This is a genomic window from Psychrobacter cryohalolentis K5, from assembly GCF_000013905.1.
GTDB classification, from domain to species: domain Bacteria; phylum Pseudomonadota; class Gammaproteobacteria; order Pseudomonadales; family Moraxellaceae; genus Psychrobacter; species Psychrobacter cryohalolentis.
Window position 1 is genome coordinate 808,654 of record NC_007969.1, and the last position, 18,675, is coordinate 827,328.

An 18,675-nucleotide genomic window follows, 5' to 3' on the forward strand; every position below is an offset into this window, starting at 1 on the left:
CTCTTAACGATACTTCAGCAGATGAGTAACATTAGCCGTACAATTTAGCCGCAGTATCTAAGGTACGCTGTACGGATAATATTTTGGCTACTATTCATATCTTATTGTTTTCAAGGCAATAAGTTCGAATCGTCATCGATTATTATTAAGTGGTAATTATTTGTTTCTATACTGAAAATTGTTATTGCATGTCCAATTTGCACTCTATAAAATAGCGCAAACCATGTATTTGACATGCTTTATTTATGAGGGATTTATTATGTTAAAACGTCATTTATTACTTGCTAGTGTTCTTGCCGGTACTTTTGCAATCACTGCATGTAGCCAAGAAACACAAGATAAAACCGATGCTGCTGCTGAATCAGCTGGCGAAGATGCTGCTGCGAATACAGAAGAAGCTGCTGCGAATACAGAAGCCGCTGCTGCTGAAGCTGAAGTAGCTGCCCAAGAAGCGGGCGCTGAAGCTGCAGAAAATGCTGAAGTTGCTGGCGCTGCTGCGACTGATGCACTAGCAAATACTGGCGAAGCGGTTGTGGTAGGCGCAAATGAAGCCGTGTCCGCTACTGCTGGTGTGGTTGCTGATGGCGCAGCTGCTGTTGAAGATAAAGCTAGTGAAAATGCAGTAGAAGCAGAGCAGCAGTACTAATCAGCAGTTTTAATTTTAAGTATTAGTGATACACATCAGTTACTTTATAAGTCCCTAAAATACAAAAAAAGCTTTGGTAATTGCCAAGGCTTTTTTTATGGATAAAAATAATCAATTTGATCCATAAAAAGCAGGTCATGAATTTTTTATAGACGAAATCGACTATCTAACTGTGCAAACAAGGTATAAAAACCAAACAGACAAACAAATAGTCAGTTAAGCGCTACGAAGCGCTGGTAATTTTTGCTATAATCACGGCGTAATAATGACGAGCAGAAAGCAGTGGTTTTTGTTGGCTTATAATGGAATACCCATTGCAAAGCTAGGTCGCAGTGCAAATGTGGCAACGTCTTATTGTTAAAAATGATGTTTTAATATCATCTTCAAAATACTATTTTTAGAATATAACCAGAGAGCGTTTTATGGCCTTAATATCGTTACGTCAACTTTTGGATCATGCTGCTGAACACGGCTATGGTGTTCCTGCTTACAATGTTAATAATTTAGAGCAGATGCGTGCCATTATGATGGCGGCTGACGCCTGTGACTCTCCTGTGATTGTACAAGCCAGTGCCGGTGCCCGTAGTTATGCAGGCTCTGCGTTTTTGCGTCATCTGATTATTGCTGCTATCGAAGAGTGGCCACATATTCCAGTCGTTATGCATCAAGATCACGGTATGTCACCTGCTATTTGCCAACGCTCAATTCAGCTTGGCTTCTCATCAGTGATGATGGACGGCTCGCTTGGTACAGACGGTAAAACGCCGATGGATTATGACTATAACGCTAGCGTGACTCGCGAAGTAGTCAAGATGGCTCATGCTTGCGGTGTTTCAGTCGAAGGCGAGATTGGTTGCTTAGGTAGTCTTGAAACTGGTATGGCAGGCGAAGAAGATGGCTCTGGCGCAGAAGGCGTATTGGATCACGAGCAGCTATTGACCAGTGCTGATGAAGCAGAGCAGTTCGTTAAAGACACCAACGTCGATGCGTTAGCGATTGCTATCGGTACCAGTCATGGTGCTTATAAGTTTACGCGTCCACCGACAGGCGATATCTTATCGATTGAGCGCGTAAAGGAGATTCATGCCCGTATTCCTAACACTCACCTAGTCATGCATGGTTCATCATCAGTACCGCAAGAATGGCTAAAAGTCATCAATGAAAATGGTGGCAACATCGGTGAGACTTATGGTGTACCGGTTGAGCAAATCGTTGAAGCGATTAAGCATGGTGTGCGTAAAGTAAATATCGATACCGATTTACGTTTGGCATCAACTGGCGCTATCCGTAAATTCCTTGCAGAAAATCCGAGTGAATTTGATCCACGTAAATATTTCAAAGCCTCTATGGTTGCGATGTCAGATATCTGTGCCAATCGTTTTGAAGCCTTTGGTTCAGCGGGTCAAGCGCATAAAATTCGTCCAATCAGTCTTGAAGGTATGGTTAATTTTTACCCGTAAGCTTAGAGGGTAAAAGATAGTGCTTGATGTCTAGGTCATGGCTTAACCCATTTTTTATAATATAGTCAGATGAAAATAAAAATGTTATGAAAATTTAAACGCGCTATTGGTATAAATTTTACTGGCGTGCTGCGTTCTCAGAGGCTGCGTAAAATTCATACCAATAGCGCTATAACACTTTTGTAATAAACTCACTATAGTCTGTATAAGAGGTCGTGGATTATGATTGGATTGATTAATGGACAGGTGCAATATTTGATGGCACCGACTGCCTGTGTCATGACCACCTCTGGCGTCGGCTATGATATTGAGTTGCCATTGCCGTCATTCTGCCAGTTGCGCCTCAATGAGCAGGCGAGTATTTGGACGCATTTCCATGTGCGCGAAGATGCGCAGCTGCTTTATGGTTTTATTGACCGTAAAGAGCGTGATGTCTTTCGCCAGCTGATTAAAATCAATGGCGTCGGCGCAAAAATGGCTTTAGCAATGCTATCTGCGATGTCAGCCGCTGAGCTAAAAATGCATGTCGAGCAAGATTCAGAAGATGCCTTGACACGTATCCCAGGTATCGGTAAAAAGACCGCTCAGCGTTTATTAATTGAGCTAAAAGATAAGCTGAAAAATATTGAAGTCGACAGCAGTCATTTAGAATTTGCTATGCAGCCGGCACCAATATCCGCTGAAGGCAGTATCATTGCGGAAGTTGAAGGCGCGTTGATTAGCTTGGGCTATAAAGAAAGAGAAGCGCAGCAAGCCATTAAGGCGGCAAAAAGTAATGGCGAGACATTTGCAGATACACAGAGCTTGTTAAAAGCCACTCTGCAACAGTTTCAAAGTTTTAAGTAGCGACATTTTTATAATAAAAAAGCGATTAAAAATAAGCGACATTAAATGTCGCTTATTTTCGTTTTAGCCAGTGCTTTATGATGTTTTGCATGACTTATGCGCAGCGTTTGGTTATGCTATTTGTTACCCAATCTTTTAAAAACAATGCTTTAAATATAATGGCAAAAACTATGATGCAAGATCGTTTGATTAATCCGCTAGAAGGGGCAGCTGATGCTCCTGATGCCAATATTCGACCAGCATTATTGGCGGAATATATCGGTCAACCGGTGGTACGCGAGCAGATGGAAGTCTTTATTCAAGCAGCACGGGCGCGTGATGAGGCATTGGATCATACGCTCATCTTTGGACCACCAGGCTTAGGGAAAACGACCCTTGCCAATATTATTGCTCGTGAGATGGGTGGTAATTTACGTTCAACATCAGGACCTGTGCTTGAGCGCGCTGGTGATTTGGCAGCGATGCTGACCAATTTGGAAGCTGGTGATGTCCTATTTATTGATGAGATTCACCGCTTAAGTCCGGTAATTGAAGAAATTCTCTATCCAGCGATGGAGGATTTTCAACTGGATATCATGATTGGTGAAGGACCAGCAGCACGCTCTATTAAGCTTGATTTGCCGCCATTCACTCTGGTCGCAGCAACCACCCGAGCCGGATTATTAACGTCACCATTGAGAGATCGCTTTGGTATCGTGCAGCGACTAGAGTTTTATAATATTGCTGATTTAACCACCATTGTCAGTCGCGCAGCGCGGTTGATGCGCGTGCCAATGAGTGAGGATGGTGCCGTTGAAATTGCGCGCCGTGCACGTGGTACGCCAAGGATTGCCAACCGTCTATTACGCCGTGTACGTGATTATGCTCAGGTCAGAGGCGATGGCAGTATCAATGGGGCGATTGCTGGTAGTGCGCTCGATATGCTCGCAGTCGATAGACGTGGTCTCGATCATTTGGATAGACGCTATATTGAGATATTGCACGAGCGTTTTGACGGTGGACCTGCGGGCGTTGAAGCGGTGGCAGCAGCAATGGCTGAAGACCGCGGTACGTTAGAGGATGTGATTGAGCCATACCTTATCCAACAAGGCTATGTACTTCGGACTGCACGTGGTCGAGTATTAACGCAGATGGCGATCGATCAGATGCTATAAAGTTAGTCTAAAAAAATGTGCCTACACTTAATTAGAATATTAAATGTAGGCACATTTTTTTTGTTTTATTTTTTATAGTATCTATTAAATAGTGGATGAAGGCTCAAGCCAAATGCTTATGCCCATCTATTTTTAATAAGTACTTGTTATTGTCAGAAGTCTTTTAGTCAAAGCTACTAACGGTTTAGGCTAAGATACGCCACACGACTGCCAAAATCGCTAAGAGGTAAAAAATAGGTGATAGCCAACCGATAACTTGTGTTGCAATGGCTATGAAAATAGCAAAGCCCGCCAGCGCCAACCAATCTCGGCGACGGTCGTTTAGCATATCGGCACGGATTTGTTGAATCTCACGCAGTTGACTGTCTTGACGTGATCCTTGTGAAGCAAGGCTCTGTAACCCTTGATCTAGCAGTCTTGGGATATCAGTGGTCGATAATAAAATCTCAGGCAACTGCTGACGTAGCTGTTGTAAATTACGCATCGGATCAAGCTGCTCCTTAATCCAGCTGCTTAAGATTGGCTTGGCAAGCGACCAGATATCAAGATTAGGATACAAGTCGCGACCAAGTCCTTCGACATGCACTAAAGTTTTGAGCAGTAGCATCAACTGCGGTGGAATACTCATATGATGGCGGCGGGCGATATCTAATATTTGCATTAATACACCGGCAAAGTCGATATCGTTAATGGATTTTTGTAACATCGGACCGACAGTGCGTTTCATATCACGCATCAATGCATGCTTATCAGCACTTGGCGGTATCCAGCCAGCTCGACTGACGATATCAACCATCGCTGTAAAGTTGTTATTCATCACGGACAATAACATTCGCGCGACGATAAGCTGATCGTCCTTTGATAAGGTGCCCATGATGGCACAATCAAGCCCGATATAACGCGGCTCATGCCCTAAGTCCACGGCGGCCATATTTGCAGTCAAGGTATTGACTGGTGGCGTCTCGACAAAAACATTGCCGGGGTGCATGTCGGCATGGAAGAAGTTATCACGGAATACTTGGGTAAAAAATATCGTTAAGCCTTTTTCTGCCAGTGCCGCACGGTCATAGCCTAATTGATCAAATACCTCAATTTGTGAGATTGGAACGCCTTGTATACGCTCCATGACCATGACGTTTTTATTGGCATCATAGACTTCTGGCACATACATCAATGCCGAGCCCAAAAAGTTGTTACGCATTTGCGTTGTATTGTCTGCCTCTAATGTCAAATCTAACTCGTTGAGCATGACTTGACGGTAGTCTTCAACAATATCGATGATGTGTATTGCACGAGCTGCTTCGATACGCGCCGATGCCCAATTGGCGAGTTCTCGTAGCAATTCAAAATCTGTAATAATGGTCGTGCGAATATCAGGACGAACCACTTTGACCACCACTTCACGCCCATCATGCAGCGCAGCGGTATGTACTTGGGCAATAGAAGCAGCAGCTAGAGGCTTGACGTCAAAACGTGCAAATAAAGAGCCAATAGATTGACCGAGACCGTGTCTAGGGTCTTGGATTTGCGCAATCGCAATATCAGAATCGAAAGATTTAACTTTATCTTGTAGTTGAATAAGTTGCGCAATAATCTCAGGTGGCACGAGGTCACGGCGGGTCGAGAGTAATTGTCCAAGCTTTAAAAATAGAGTCCCCATATCTTCAAGCGCGTATTTAATCGCATTAGGCTGATGCTTTTTCCCCCACGCGGCAGGATGCATACGAATTAATCGCACCAAGGATTGTAGCTGCGGCGCCTCTTCGACAGAAAAATGGGTGTCAATACGATAGGTGGCGGCAATGCGCCATAGCTCAAGTAAACGGGCGCGATGGGATAATAGCATGAGATATAAATACTCTAGATAAAGTCAAAAATAAGGTAGGCGTTGTAGAAAAGGCAATTATCTACTATGAGTTAGACGTGCTTGCTCATCTTTGATAGCGGCTAGTTTGGCTTCTTCACGTTCAACATCGGCGCGCAGTTTCAGTAGTTGCTGCTTAAGCGCATTTACTTCAGTTACATCTATTGGGTCAGGTGCACTATTACCTGCCACATCGTTTGCCCAATCGCTAACATCGTTAAAAGCACGCTTGGCACTATGACGCCAGCTGCCTTTAAGCTGCGATATCAGGAGGTGCAACTGGCTCGCCATCGATTTACCAATAAATGGTTCAAGTTGTCCCGCAACATCAGGATCAAAGCCTGCAACCAATTGATTGAGTTGCATAAGTACTTTGTAATCGCCCTCAATAGGCAAGTTGCCTTCTGTACCGCGCATGAGATTCAGTAGCTGGGCAGGATTATCAACGGTAATAATACAATCTGGGCGGCTATGACCAAGACGCGCACGATCCATACTGGCTTTTTGACGCTCATTCATAGCGCCACTTTGCTCAAACACACTTTCAGTCGTCACTGGCTCAAAACGCAAGCGCTCTTCAGTGAATAGCACATCTAAATTCACCTCAGGCGTCCCCATATTGAGACGTAGCACTTTGCCAGCAAGTGGCGCTAAACCCGCTTTGGTAATCTCATCACTGGAAATAGCCATATTAATCAGCTTTTCAGCACCGGCCAAAAGTAGAACAGTCAGCATAAGGCTCTCGCATAGTCAATTGAGCGCCTTAAAAGAGCGCATTATTTATAAATATAAGTTGCCATCATTTTACATAATGGCATTCTTATCGCTAGGTATTGTCATTTAAAACTTAATCTTATGCTTTAAAGCCGCGATGTACCGCGACGATACCAGCTGTCAGATTATGATAATCACAATTTTCAAAGCCTGCTTGCTCCATCATCTGCTTTAGCGTCTGCTGATCAGGATGCATGCGAATCGATTCAGCTAAATATTTATAGCTTTCTGAATCGTTAGCAACCAGCTTACCCATCATCGGTAGCGCTGTGAACGAATATAAATCATAGGCTTTTGATAATGGCTCAAAGATAGGTTTTGAGAATTCTAGTATTAATAAGCGACCACCTGGCTTGAGCACACGGTACATCGATTTTAACGCAGCATCTTTATCTGTGACGTTACGTAGACCAAAGCTGATGGTCAGCAGATCAAAGCTATTATCATCAAATGGTGCTAGGGTTTCAGCGTTCGCCAAAACAAAATCGACATTATTACAGCCAGCATTAATCAAGCGCTCACGACCAACTTCTAGCATTGCCGCATTGATATCAGACAACACGACTTTACCGTTGCGACCGACTTCACGGCTAAAGACTTTGGCTAAATCACCCGTACCGCCAGCGATATCTAATACATGTTGACCAGCACGCACGCCAGATAAGCTAATGGCATAACGCTTCCACAAGCGATGAATACCAAATGACATTAGGTCATTCATGATGTCGTATTTTTTGGCGACAGAGGTAAATACGTCAGCCACACGTGCTTGTTTTTCTGCTTTATTAACGGTCTTATAGCCAAAATGGGTTTCTTCATGACCATCGGTATCAGACGTATGTGGATTATTGATATCGTCACGCTGGTTAAAAAGCGTTTGCTTAGGGGCTTGAGTATTTGTCTGTGCAGCGTCATTTACAGTGCTATTTTGAGCGTGGTTTTCAGTATTAGCATTTGGCATAGTGGTTTGTTGCCCTTGTGGCGTTCCTATGGGTAGATCTTCAACATGAGTAAAGTCAGTGTTAATAACGTTATTAACACTTGTAGCGGTATGTTGACGTGCTTTTACTTGAGCGGTAATATTTTGGTTATGAGTGATACTGTCTTGAACCAATTTATCTTGTATACGGCCATTAGTAGTCGTTTTATTATTTACATGATCAGTCATCGCGGTGTCCTATGATTTATTTTTATGCTTGTTTTTAGTCAGATAAAATACTAATAGTTATTGAGACAATAGCGCTTATCATACAGCAAACGCAGCGGGCTTACCGTCATTATCCATGGCATGGACTTCATCAATAACTTCAAGCTCGCGCGCGCAAAACGGTTCAATAAAGCTGCTCACACTTTTTAATGGTTTCATGGCTTTAAAGCCTGAATCGATAAAATCATAAAGCGGCTGAAAGTTGTAGCGATACGCGGTGCCTTTAGCCATCGCAAAAGCTTTTTTGAGCATAAATGAATTCAAGTCTTTGTCAGTACGATAGCAAACGTCTTTTAAATTATTAATCTGTACGCGACGCTCAATAGCTTCATCAACCGTACGGTAAGCGAGTAGCATGTTTTCTTCATTGACAGCTAACTCTTGTTCGAGTAACCACTGCGCCAAATGCAAGTCGAGCTCAATCGCCAATATAGACGCTTGAATACCCATACTGCCAGCTTCTAAAGATGACTCTTTGGCAAGACGCTCAAGTTTCTTGGCTTTCGGGAGAATGCGCCCTAATTGTTCTGCCAATACTTTAAATTCATCACCACCATACAGCTGCGTTAAAAAATAATCTGCCATTAGCTGGTTTTTTGGTTGCTCAAACAGCGTGCTATGCGTACGCTTGATACGGGCTTGTTGCCATGATTGCACTTCATTAAGCTTCTTATTCAATGCAGCGTCTTCATGATGTGGCAGCGCCCAAAAGCGGTCAAGGTGCTGTTGTAAGTTGGCTAAAGCAGACATGGCAGGTCATCCTATAAAAATAATAATAGTCATCAAGTTGATAATAAAAGCTGGATAATAAGGGGGCTGGTTAGCGCTAAGTTTTCTACTTATAGGCAGCTATTAAACCATGCTCTTAAGATTTTGTTCACCTTAAAAGAAAATAAGACAGAATACAAATGCCAAACTGTTACATATAAAGATTGCTCAGCGCTTTCAGGTAGTCAATTTATAAGACTTTATAACACAAATTACATAGCCACGTTATTTACTAAAAGAGCGTAGTGCTATGATAAAACAACTTAGCTATTTTAGACGATTATTTTAAACCAATTATTTGATAAGACTATAGCGAGCATAAACATGAGCAAAAAAAAGAATAAAACAGACAAGTCAGCAGAAGATGTGAGCGCGCCATTTAACGAGCAAGTCGTTGAGCAGCGTCTTATGCCCAATCCTTTGAGCAAGTTTTCAATGGATGAAGATGCGCTGCGATTGGCATTGGTTACAGCCCAGTTCGCTCTGCGTGCGACGCGCCAGCCAGAATCACCAAGCACTGATAAAGCCATTGGGCTATTAGTATTAGTCAATGGTATGGAGCAGGCAGGTAAGGGGACGGCGGTAACGCAATTGCGCCAGTGGGTCGATCCGCGCCTGCTTAAGGTCGAAGCAACCATTGGTTATTGTCCTTTAGCACACCAACCGATTTGGCAGACGCATACCAAAGCCATGCCGCGCCACGGTGATGTGATGGTATATTTTGGCAACTGGTATGCAGATTTACTTTATAACGTGATGCGCATGGCAAGCGCAGAGCACGAAAAGTCAGAAAAAAATAAGAAGAATAGGAATGTTGAAACGTTACCAATTGGTCAATGGCAAGACTATTTACGCCAGCAGCTAACAGAATTGCAAGCTTTTGAGCAAGACCTTATGGCAAATCAAACGCAGCTACTAAAGTGCTGGTTTCATGTCGATATCGAGACTTTACAGGCGAGGCTTAATGATGACGAGCCAGATCCGAAATTTCTATACCAAATTGATTGGCATGATACGACGATAGTGGCTAAGTTCAATGAAGTTGCTGCCGAATTATTACGCCAGCAAGGCGATTGGATTATCATCGATGGCGCAGATAAATCGCAAGCAGCCATACATTTTTGTCATGAAGTCTTACATGCGATGCAAAAAGCGTTGGTTAACAGCCGAGGAGAAAACAGTGCGGAATCAGATCAAGCACAAGATTCAAACAATACTCATAATAATCAAATAGAGTATCAGTCAATAAAGTTTGAGCGAGTAAAAATACCTAAGGTACTTACTGATATCGAAGATTCAGATATTGATAAATCTGACTACAATGATGCATTGGCTAAGAAGCAGGCACGCTTGGCAGAACTGTTACGTGCGCGTCAAGGTCAGCATGTGGTGTTTGCCTTTGAAGGTATGGATGCAGCAGGAAAGGGCGGCGCTATTAAAAGACTGGTGGCGCCACTAGATCCACGCGAATATCAAATTTATAATATTGGCGCGCCCATGTTATATGAGCTACAGCATCCTTATTTGTGGCGTTTTTGGCAAAAGCTTCCGAACGAGCAGACAGACCGCATCAGCCGTGTTGGTATTTTTGATCGTACTTGGTATGGGCGTGTCTTGGTAGAGCGTATCGAAGGCTTTGCGACGGATGATGAATGGCAGCGCGCCTATGATGAAATCAATCGCTTTGAAGCTGCCTTGGCAGCGTCAGGCACTTTGGTCATCAAGTACTGGCTGGCAATCGATAAAAAAGAGCAGCTTAAGCGTTTTGAGGAACGTGAAGAAACTGCATACAAACAATTTAAATTGACCGACGACGATTGGCGTAACCGTGATAAATGGTCAGATTATGTACAATCGGCGGCTGATATGCTGGCACGTACGGATACTAAGAACGCCCCTTGGTGTGTGATTGCTAATAATGACAAGCGCCAAGCACGTTTAGAGGTGTTAGACCACGCTATCGAGCAGCTATCCGCGTTGCTTGCTGCCAGCTAAGTCATAAAGTGCTACATAGATAAGTTTTCTTAAAGCCTTGGAACGAGTAGCAAATACTAAGCGGAAATTATTTATCTTATAGAGGTACTTTTAATCCTATTCTTAAGCAGCTACCTATTCATTTATAGCTATTAATTTTCCACTATTATCACTTGAATTGACTATGGCAATTCAAGTGTATGTTGGCTAAAAATAACCCGATAACGTCTGATCTAAAGTGTATATTTCTTAAATCTTATATTCACAGTTACAAATCTTGTAATATCATCATGCATTATGTGTCTATATTTAATATAATAGGCGCGTAATGAGCGTTGCTATCTATTAAAATAGCTTGGTCTTCTGTTTATTTGTCTTTAATATCAATGTATTATTCACGATAAATAGCTTATATAGAAGAACGCTATTATCATAAAAACGTAAGCCGCAAGATGCTTTAATCAGACGATTTGGCAATACCACTTGCGGCTTTATGACATTTTACTTAGGCGTTTTATCTTAGTTTCTGATTGTCGTTAAGCTCAATTGCTTATTTGCAAATGGCTATAACCGCTAAGATAAGATAATAAGGAAGGTGTCAAAGCGTTGAGGCAGCTGTCTCAACACAGTATTCTAAAATTGTATTTCAAATAACCACGTTGCGCGCATGTTATTGTATTTTTGGGTGGTAATAATCACATCATTAATAGCCGCGTAATGTCATCATTTGTCAATAATTTCAATCAGCTTACGCAGGACGTATCAACGTATGGGTATTAGCAGCAGCTCTACAGAACCAACAAAATCAGTCGGCTCTATGAGAATCAATCTATTTTTTGCCATTTTAATGATTGGAATGACCGCCTACTTTTTGTGGTGGGGTCTAGATTACACCATGCACCAGCAGACGACGCTATTTATTGTTGCCACTGCTTTTGGTGTTTTTATGGCATTCAATATCGGCGGTAATGATGTCGCCAACTCTTTTGGTACCTCAGTCGGTGCAGGGACCTTAACCATCCCGCAAGCGCTAGGTATCGCGGCGATATTTGAAGTATCAGGCGCCGTGCTGGCAGGCGGTGAAGTAACCGATACGATTCGAAGCGGCATTGTCGATTTAGATGGTCTTTCAGTAACGCCCAACCAGTTCATTTATGTCATGCTTTCAGCGCTCATCGCTGCTGCATTTTGGCTGTTGTTTGCCACCAAAAAAGGTCTGCCGGTTTCGACCACACACGCGATTATTGGCGGCGTAGTTGGTAGCTCTATTGTTTTGGGTATCACCTTAGGTGGTACTGAAATGGCATTGTCGACAGTGAATTGGGGCAAGATTGGCACGATCGCCATCTCTTGGGTTTTGTCACCGCTACTAGGCGGCGTTTTGTCTTATCTGCTATATGGACAGATTAAGAAAAACATCATTGAATATAATGATAAAACAGAGGCGCATATTGCTACTCTGAAAGACAGTAAAAAGACGTTAAAGCTGACGCACAAAGAGTACTTGGATGGTTTAACCGAGTCTGAGCAGTTGTCTTATACGTCAGCGATGTTGCGTGACCAAGAAATCTATAAAGATGATGATTGCGTCGTTGAAGATTTAGAGACGAACTATTACAAAGAACTTTATGAGATTGAAAACGAGCGCAGCAACCTTGATACCTTAAAAGCACTCAAGCAATGGGTGCCTATTATTGCGGCTGCAGGCGGCGCAGTCATGGCCTCTTTGGTCATCTTCAAAGGTCTTAAAAACGTCAATAATGGTATGACGACGTTGCAAGGCTTTTTAATTATGGGGATGATCGCAGCATTAGTATGGCTTGCGACCTATATTTATACTAAGAGTATCCGCGGTAAGCACAAAGAAGATTTGACCAAAGCCACGTTTATTATGTTTAGCTGGATGCAAGTCTTTACTGCATCAGCGTTTGCCTTTAGTCATGGTTCTAACGATATTGCCAACGCTGTTGGTCCATTTGCAGCGATTATGGATGTTATCCGTACCAATAGTATCTCAACAGAAGCAGCAGTACCACCTGCTGTGATGTTAACTTTTGGTGTGGCATTGATTGTCGGTCTTTGGTTCATCGGTAAAGAAGTGATTCAGACTGTCGGTACCAATTTGGCAAAAATGCATCCTGCTTCTGGTTTCTCAGCTGAGTTGGCTGCGGCTGCGGTTGTGATGGGTGCGTCGACGATGGGTCTACCAGTATCGAGTACGCATACCTTGGTCGGTGCTGTACTTGGCATTGGTATCGTCAATAGAGATACCAACTGGGCACTGATGAAACCAATTGGTTTGGCATGGATTATTACCCTTCCTGCAGCAGCAAGTATGTCTGCAATCAGTTATATAGTGCTGATAAATATCTTTTAAAAGTTGAAATCAAAGTCATTTAATTTTTGATTAATACAAATAGAAAACGCTTATCGATATCATATCGGTAAGCGTTTTTTTATAGAAAAATATAGGTGTCATCTATATATTAGTCAGTACCAAACTGCTTACGCTTCTTAGCAAAGAAGCGGTCTAAGCGATCCATAGCGTCTTCTAAGTCGTGTAAGTTGGGTAAAAACACCAAGCGGAAATGGTCATTTTTATCCCAGTTAAATCCTGTGCCTTGTACCATCAATACGTTTTCTTCTAACAATAAATCCATCATAAACTGCATGTCATCTTTGATAGGGTAAATCTCAGGATCCATCTTTGGAAAGCAGTAAAACGCGCCTTGTGGCATGGTACAAGAGATACCTTTTATCGCATTAAGACGGGTCACTGCCAACTCGCGCTGCTTATACAAGCGCCCTTTTTTAGACGTTAGGTCCTTCATGCTTTGATAGCCACCCATCGCTGTCTGAATCGCATATTGTCCTTGAACGTTAGAACACAGGCGCATAGATGCAAGCATATCCAAACCTTCGATAAAGTCAGCCGCATGTTCTTTACGACCTGAAACCATCATCCAACCGGCACGAAAGCCTGCAATACGATGTGATTTTGATAAACCATTATAGGACAACACCAGTACTTCATCGGTCAAAGTGCTCATCGGCGTATGTTCCATATCATCATAGAGAATACGGTCATAAATCTCATCCGCCATGATGATTAAATCATGCTCTTTTGCGACCTCGACGATTTGCAGCAGTACTTCATCACTATACAGCGCGCCTGTCGGATTATTGGGATTAATAACTACGATGCCTTTGGTTTTGCTGGTGATTTTGGATTTGATGTCTTCAATATCAGGATGCCAATTGTCTTCTTCATTACAGCGATAATGTACCGCTGTACCGCCTGCGAGATTGGCAGCTGCCGTCCACAGTGGGTAGTCTGGCATCGGAACCAGCACTTCATCGCCATCATTCATCAGCGCTTGCATGGTCATGACAATCAGCTCAGAGACGCCATTACCTAGATAGACATCACGAACATCAACTGCCGATAGCAGACCCTTTGATTGGTAATATTGCAATACGGCTTTACGCGCTGAAAAAATCCCTTGCGAGTCTGAGTAGCCCGTCGCTTCCGGCAGATTCATCGCCACATCACGCAAAATCTCATGCGGTGCTTCTAAACCAAAAGGAGCAGGGTTGCCGATATTTAGCTTTAAGATACGCTTGCCTTCGGCTTCCATTTTATTGGCAGTTTGCAGCAGAGGACCGCGAATGTCGTAGCAGACGTTTTGTAATTTATCAGATTTTTTTATTGAGTTCATAGAGTGACCACTCATCAGGTTATTTGGTGAATTTTTGCGGGGAGTAGAAGAGGTAGTTGTTGTTGGTGTATTCTGACTAGTGCTATGAGCTTGCTCACCTGCATCGACAGCTTTATCGTTATCAGACGATATACTGTCAGAATCGTCATCTGATTTGCTGTCACTTTCAAGCTCACCGCGCAACAAGTACCCTTCGCTACAACCTAAGAGTCGCGCAAGGGTAGGTAGCTTAGATGAGACAATCCCATTGGTCCCACGCTCCCAATTAGAGATAGCACCGCGGCTGACTTTAGCGCCAGCAGCAGTCATCGCTTGTGCCAGCTGCTCTGCCGTCATGCCTTTGTCGCGGCGCAGCTGTACCAGTCGTTCAGCTTGTGTGCTTTTAGTTTTGTCATCAGCCGTCATTATGTAAGCCTTTTTTATTTTATGAATCTGTCATTAATCAGATAACGAAACCAACTCTCTTGGATAAGTATTAAGCTAATGCTTTAAAAGAGAACTACTTTTAATTAACTGTTAATGCAAGATATTATTGCATATAGAAATTAAATGCAAGTTTTTTGTATATTATAGATTTTCACGATGTAAGAAAATCTTGCATTACAGAGATTTATAATGCATTGAGAGACTTCAGCTCAATAAGAAACGATCTAACTTGTGATTTTTCGATATCAAATTGCCTACAATATCTGGCACTGCCATTCCATGCAGTGAGTATTCTTGTTATAAACATCTTGAATAATAAGACGCTCGCCAACAGATAAAGCCTATCGTTTTTATAAAAAATAGCGATAAAGCCTCGATAAACCATTACTCACGATAGAGTAGACAATCAGTCATTCCATAAGGATACGTTATGCAAGACAATCAACTGAGCAAAGAAGAAATCAGCCAATTGACCGAGGCTGACTGGAAAGAGCGCTTAAGTGCTGAGGAGTATCATGTGCTGCGCGAGAAGGGCACAGAGCGACCATTTACAGGCGTTTACAATGATATTAATGATAAGGGCATTTATCGTTGTAAAGGATGCGGTGCTAACTTGTTTGAATCAGATAATAAGTTTGATGCAGGGTGCGGTTGGCCAAGCTTTGATCAAGGTATCGATAATAGCGCCATCGATGAGCATGTCGATGATTCGCTAGGCATGCGCCGTACTGAAGTGACTTGCAGCAATTGCGGCGCGCATTTGGGCCATGTATTCCCTGACGGTCCAAGTGAGACCACTGGCATGCGCTATTGCATCAACTCGTTGTCTATCGATTTAGATAAGTCTGAAGAATAGTGACAGCGGCGTGTAAGTTAACGAGGTAGTAGTAAAAAGAGTAGGGAGTATTGATATCTCTCTACTTATTATTAATATCAGTAAGTTTATTAATAACAGTGTCTTAAGTACTATAGTGCATGATGCTTGATAGCGAAAAAAATAACTCATTTAAGGATGAATAATGACTACTATTTATGATTTTAATGCTGAGCGTATCGATGGAACGACAAAAAGTTTCTCTGACTATAAAGATCAAGTGTTGCTAATTGTTAATACCGCAAGCAAGTGTGGCTTTACGCCGCAGTTTGAGGGCTTAGAAGCACTGTTTCAGCAATATAAAGACCAAGGTTTAATGGTTATCGGTTTTCCCTGTAATCAATTCGGCAACCAAGATCCTGCTAATAATGATGAAATTGGTGAATTTTGCCAAAAGAACTATGGTGTGAGCTTTCCAATGATGGCAAAAGTCGACGTCAATGGTGGTGATGCTCATCCTGTGTTTGAATGGCTAAAAAATCAAAAAGGCGGGCTTCTCACAGATGGTATCAAATGGAATTTCACCAAGTTTTTAATTGATAGTAAAGGGCAGGTAATTGCTCGTTATGCACCAACGACCAAACCTGAAGCGCTCAAGGCTGATATAGAACAAGCGCTGGCTGCAAAGTAAGTACTAGAGTGAAAAAGATTAACTATTCTGCGAAATTATAAAATCAATTAAAACAGATGCTTATAAATTTAATCACCAAAATAAGCAAAAATCTGTGATAAATATCAAAATAGTGTTTGACAGCCCTGTGTAAATCTATATAATACACACCCACAGCAGCAGAGCTTAGTGACAAACTTAGAGCTCAGTTGATGTTGAATAAATTGCCTAGCAATTGTTCGAAGGGTGATTAGCTCAGTTGGTAGAGCGTCTGCCTTACACGCAGAATGTCGGCGGTTCGAATCCGTCATCACCCACCACTATTTAGTATAGCGTTACTCTAAAGTAGTAGGCTAAGTGGTTAAATAAGCTAAGTACGACCTAAGCAGCGGTAGTTCAGTTGGTTAGAATACCGGCCTGTCACGCCGGGGGTCGCGGGTTCGAGTCCCGTCCGCTGCGCCATATTTAAAACTTAGTTTTAATACAAAAGTTTCAACCTCAAGTATTTATATTTGAGGTTTTTTTGTGTCTGAATTTCTCTTTAAACCCTTTATTTTTATGAACTTGCCATTTTATTTTTTGTCACTTTTCTTGAAACAGCTTACTCTCTAATAAAGAAATACCTGCATGAATGCAGGTATTTCTTTATTTAATAGCTTTATAATATTTACATACATCAGTGTCTATTCAAGCTCTTCGATCAGCGCTTGCATCTCAGCGATTTCACGCTTTTGCGCTTTAATAATATCGTCAGCGAGCTGTTGCACTCTAGGATCTTCGATATCTGCTCTTGAGCTGGTCAAAATAGCAATCGAGTGATGTGGTATCATCGCTTGCATCCAATCGACCTGATCGACAGTTGATTGAGAGCGCACGCCCCATATCCCAACGGCAAACATCAACACACTCAGTCCATAAACCATCAAATTAACTTTGGTTTTTTTGTACATATTACCCATAAAGGCGAGCATAATGACGGCCATACCCGCACCCATGTAGAGCGCCATATAAGCTCGGGTTTCACTAAAGTAAACATGACTCCATTCATAAGTATTGAAATACATCATGATGTACATCACAATCGTAGACGTCACAATCATCAGGTTGAACTTGATATAAGGGTTCATGCCCTGTTGATGATTCATGTTGTTTTGATCTGAAGCATTCATAGTATATCTCCTATTATATTAATAATATTAGAACCAGAATTTAACCCCCGCAGTCAAACTACTGCTATCAACTGATTCATTATGTTGACGACGCTGATCTCGAGCACTACCAAGCGCTGTCTCATAACTCATACCCACATAAGGCGCAAGTTGGCGACTGAATGTCTCATAAGTGAGCCTCACTTCAGCATCCATCTCGTTGAAACCTTTGGTAATATGATTGTCGCTGTCTTCTTTACTAAAGGCTGTTAGTCCTACTTCCGGTATCACAACCCAGTGCTGGCTCAAACGCCACTCGTATTCTGCGCCAAGGTCCAATCGAACTTGTCCATCAGAATACAGATAAGCTCTGGCATCGGTTTCAATAAAGTAAGGCATAGTACCGACAATACCCGCCATAATGGCAGGTTTATCATTTTCGGTATCATAAGCAACACCGGCCTCGCCATTCCAGAAGATACTTAGCGGCTTCCAGTAAGATAGTGAGGTCAGACTATCAATTTCTTTATCACCTTCGGTCTGAATACTACCTTCGCTGCGTAAAGAGAGGCGACGCTCATCTACGCCATACCAAGCACCAACTTCATAATTAATCTGATCGTCATCAAACTGATAACCTAAATCATCTACAGAAACGCCCCATAATGGCATATCACCCATCATCATAGGCTTACCATACTGTCCATAAGGAACGCCGTTTGAATAGTCAGGACTGCGCGCATCAGCTGGCGCTTTACCACCTTGCATACCTGACATGTCCATACTGCCATGATCCATGCCTGACATATCCATACCACTGTGATCCATACCTGACATATCCATACCGCTATGGTCCATACCTGACATATCCATACCGCTATGGTCCATACCTGACATATCCATACCGCTATGGTCCATACCAGACATGTCCATACCGCTATGATCCATATCCGACATGTCCATATCTGACATATCCATGCCGCTGTGATCCATATCTGACATGTCCATACCTGACATATCCATGCCGCTGTGATCCATATCTGACATGTCCATACCTGACATATCCATACTACTATGATCCATGCCTGACATCATCATGTCTTTTTTAGCAGTGGACGGGTCAGCAGCATTAGCAAATGATGATGCCAGCAGTACCAATGATGATGCCCCAGCGAACCGTAAACCTACTTTATGTATTTTCATCT

15 protein-coding genes and 2 tRNA genes are annotated in these 18,675 nt (G+C 42.5%); 10 read left to right on the plus strand and 7 right to left on the minus strand.

Annotated elements, in window-relative coordinates:
- The first annotated feature begins 259 nt into the window (after positions 1–259).
- From PCRYO_RS03545 to ruvB, 4 genes are all read left to right on the plus strand, one after another.
- The gene (locus tag PCRYO_RS03545; RefSeq protein WP_011513032.1) at positions 260–646 is read left to right on the plus strand and encodes a hypothetical protein; all 387 of its coding nucleotides are present in this window, start codon (positions 260–262) and stop codon (positions 644–646) included.
- Positions 647–1,068: 422 nt separating this feature from the next.
- Positions 1,069–2,106, plus strand: coding sequence for a class II fructose-bisphosphate aldolase (fba, locus tag PCRYO_RS03550; RefSeq protein WP_011513033.1), 1,038 nt, complete (start codon positions 1,069–1,071; stop codon positions 2,104–2,106).
- A gap of 222 nt (positions 2,107–2,328) precedes the next feature.
- Positions 2,329–2,952, plus strand: coding sequence for a Holliday junction branch migration protein RuvA (ruvA, locus tag PCRYO_RS03555; RefSeq protein WP_011513034.1), 624 nt, complete (start codon positions 2,329–2,331; stop codon positions 2,950–2,952).
- Positions 2,953–3,125: 173 nt separating this feature from the next.
- Complete coding sequence (gene ruvB / locus PCRYO_RS03560; protein ID WP_041753397.1) at positions 3,126–4,106, plus strand: Holliday junction branch migration DNA helicase RuvB; 981 nt, start codon at positions 3,126–3,128, stop codon at positions 4,104–4,106.
- 184 nt (positions 4,107–4,290) lie between these two features.
- Here the strand turns inward: ruvB and PCRYO_RS03565 are convergent, their stop codons facing one another.
- From PCRYO_RS03565 to PCRYO_RS03580, 4 genes are all read right to left on the minus strand, one after another.
- On the minus strand, positions 4,291–5,952 hold the full coding sequence (locus PCRYO_RS03565) for an ABC1 kinase family protein (protein ID WP_011513036.1): 1,662 nt from the start codon (positions 5,950–5,952) through the stop codon (positions 4,291–4,293).
- A 57-nt stretch (positions 5,953–6,009) separates the two neighbouring features.
- Positions 6,010–6,705: a ubiquinone biosynthesis accessory factor UbiJ gene (locus PCRYO_RS03570; RefSeq protein ID WP_011513037.1), complete on the minus strand. Its 696-nt coding sequence runs from the start codon at positions 6,703–6,705 to the stop codon at positions 6,010–6,012.
- Between the two features lie 118 nt (positions 6,706–6,823).
- Positions 6,824–7,912 carry a bifunctional demethylmenaquinone methyltransferase/2-methoxy-6-polyprenyl-1,4-benzoquinol methylase UbiE gene (gene ubiE / locus PCRYO_RS03575; RefSeq protein ID WP_011513038.1) on the minus strand — a complete coding sequence of 363 codons (1,089 nt, stop codon included), beginning with the start codon at positions 7,910–7,912 and terminating at the stop codon, positions 6,824–6,826.
- A gap of 78 nt (positions 7,913–7,990) precedes the next feature.
- Complete coding sequence (locus PCRYO_RS03580; RefSeq protein WP_011513039.1) at positions 7,991–8,701, minus strand: FFLEELY motif protein; 711 nt, start codon at positions 8,699–8,701, stop codon at positions 7,991–7,993.
- Positions 8,702–9,043: 342 nt separating this feature from the next.
- On the opposite strand from PCRYO_RS03580, the gene PCRYO_RS03585 reads away from it, so the two are divergent.
- A complete protein-coding gene (locus tag PCRYO_RS03585; protein WP_011513040.1) occupies positions 9,044–10,714 on the plus strand; it encodes an ATPase in 1,671 nt (556 codons plus the stop codon).
- Positions 10,715–11,462: 748 nt separating this feature from the next.
- The gene (locus PCRYO_RS03590; protein WP_011513041.1) at positions 11,463–13,070 is read left to right on the plus strand and encodes an inorganic phosphate transporter; all 1,608 of its coding nucleotides are present in this window, start codon (positions 11,463–11,465) and stop codon (positions 13,068–13,070) included.
- 109 nt (positions 13,071–13,179) lie between these two features.
- Here the strand turns inward: PCRYO_RS03590 and PCRYO_RS03595 are convergent, their stop codons facing one another.
- Positions 13,180–14,817 carry an aminotransferase class I/II-fold pyridoxal phosphate-dependent enzyme gene (locus PCRYO_RS03595; protein ID WP_011513042.1) on the minus strand — a complete coding sequence of 546 codons (1,638 nt, stop codon included), beginning with the start codon at positions 14,815–14,817 and terminating at the stop codon, positions 13,180–13,182.
- Between the two features lie 451 nt (positions 14,818–15,268).
- Here PCRYO_RS03595 and msrB point away from each other — a divergent pair, with 451 nt between their 5' ends.
- The 4 genes from msrB (at position 15,269) to PCRYO_RS03615 (ending at position 16,784) form a co-directional block, all read left to right on the plus strand.
- Positions 15,269–15,694, plus strand: coding sequence for a peptide-methionine (R)-S-oxide reductase MsrB (msrB, locus tag PCRYO_RS03600; protein WP_011513043.1), 426 nt, complete (start codon positions 15,269–15,271; stop codon positions 15,692–15,694).
- A 163-nt stretch (positions 15,695–15,857) separates the two neighbouring features.
- A complete protein-coding gene (locus PCRYO_RS03605; RefSeq protein WP_011513044.1) occupies positions 15,858–16,343 on the plus strand; it encodes a glutathione peroxidase in 486 nt (161 codons plus the stop codon).
- Between the two features lie 223 nt (positions 16,344–16,566).
- Positions 16,567–16,642 (plus strand) — tRNA-Val (locus tag PCRYO_RS03610).
- Positions 16,643–16,707: 65 nt separating this feature from the next.
- Positions 16,708–16,784 (plus strand) — tRNA-Asp (locus PCRYO_RS03615).
- Positions 16,785–17,005: 221 nt separating this feature from the next.
- On the opposite strand, the gene PCRYO_RS03620 is transcribed toward PCRYO_RS03615, so the two are convergent.
- Positions 17,006–17,491, minus strand: a complete 486-nt coding sequence (locus PCRYO_RS03620; RefSeq protein WP_011513045.1) for a DUF305 domain-containing protein — start codon at positions 17,489–17,491, stop codon at positions 17,006–17,008.
- Between the two features lie 27 nt (positions 17,492–17,518).
- Positions 17,519–18,673: a copper resistance protein B gene (locus PCRYO_RS03625; protein ID WP_011513046.1), complete on the minus strand. Its 1,155-nt coding sequence runs from the start codon at positions 18,671–18,673 to the stop codon at positions 17,519–17,521.
- Positions 18,674–18,675: the final 2 nt, after the last annotated feature.

Excerpts from the sequence above, each read along its gene's own strand:
- PCRYO_RS03545 (WP_011513032.1), top strand. The coding sequence starts at position 260 with ATGTTAAAACGTCATTTATTACTTGCTAGTGTTCTTGCCGGTACTTTT.
- fba (WP_011513033.1), top strand. The coding sequence starts at position 1,069 with ATGGCCTTAATATCGTTACGTCAACTTTTGGATCATGCTGCTGAACAC.
- ruvA (WP_011513034.1), top strand. The coding sequence starts at position 2,329 with ATGATTGGATTGATTAATGGACAGGTGCAATATTTGATGGCACCGACT.
- ruvB (WP_041753397.1), top strand. The coding sequence starts at position 3,126 with ATGCAAGATCGTTTGATTAATCCGCTAGAAGGGGCAGCTGATGCTCCT.
- PCRYO_RS03565 (WP_011513036.1), bottom strand. The coding sequence starts at position 5,952 with ATGCTATTATCCCATCGCGCCCGTTTACTTGAGCTATGGCGCATTGCC.
- PCRYO_RS03570 (WP_011513037.1), bottom strand. The coding sequence starts at position 6,705 with ATGCTGACTGTTCTACTTTTGGCCGGTGCTGAAAAGCTGATTAATATG.
- ubiE (WP_011513038.1), bottom strand. The coding sequence starts at position 7,912 with ATGACTGATCATGTAAATAATAAAACGACTACTAATGGCCGTATACAA.
- PCRYO_RS03580 (WP_011513039.1), bottom strand. The coding sequence starts at position 8,701 with ATGTCTGCTTTAGCCAACTTACAACAGCACCTTGACCGCTTTTGGGCG.
- PCRYO_RS03585 (WP_011513040.1), top strand. The coding sequence starts at position 9,044 with ATGAGCAAAAAAAAGAATAAAACAGACAAGTCAGCAGAAGATGTGAGC.
- PCRYO_RS03590 (WP_011513041.1), top strand. The coding sequence starts at position 11,463 with ATGGGTATTAGCAGCAGCTCTACAGAACCAACAAAATCAGTCGGCTCT.
- PCRYO_RS03595 (WP_011513042.1), bottom strand. The coding sequence starts at position 14,817 with ATGACGGCTGATGACAAAACTAAAAGCACACAAGCTGAACGACTGGTA.
- msrB (WP_011513043.1), top strand. The coding sequence starts at position 15,269 with ATGCAAGACAATCAACTGAGCAAAGAAGAAATCAGCCAATTGACCGAG.
- PCRYO_RS03605 (WP_011513044.1), top strand. The coding sequence starts at position 15,858 with ATGACTACTATTTATGATTTTAATGCTGAGCGTATCGATGGAACGACA.
- PCRYO_RS03620 (WP_011513045.1), bottom strand. The coding sequence starts at position 17,491 with ATGAATGCTTCAGATCAAAACAACATGAATCATCAACAGGGCATGAAC.
- PCRYO_RS03625 (WP_011513046.1), bottom strand. The coding sequence starts at position 18,673 with ATGAAAATACATAAAGTAGGTTTACGGTTCGCTGGGGCATCATCATTG.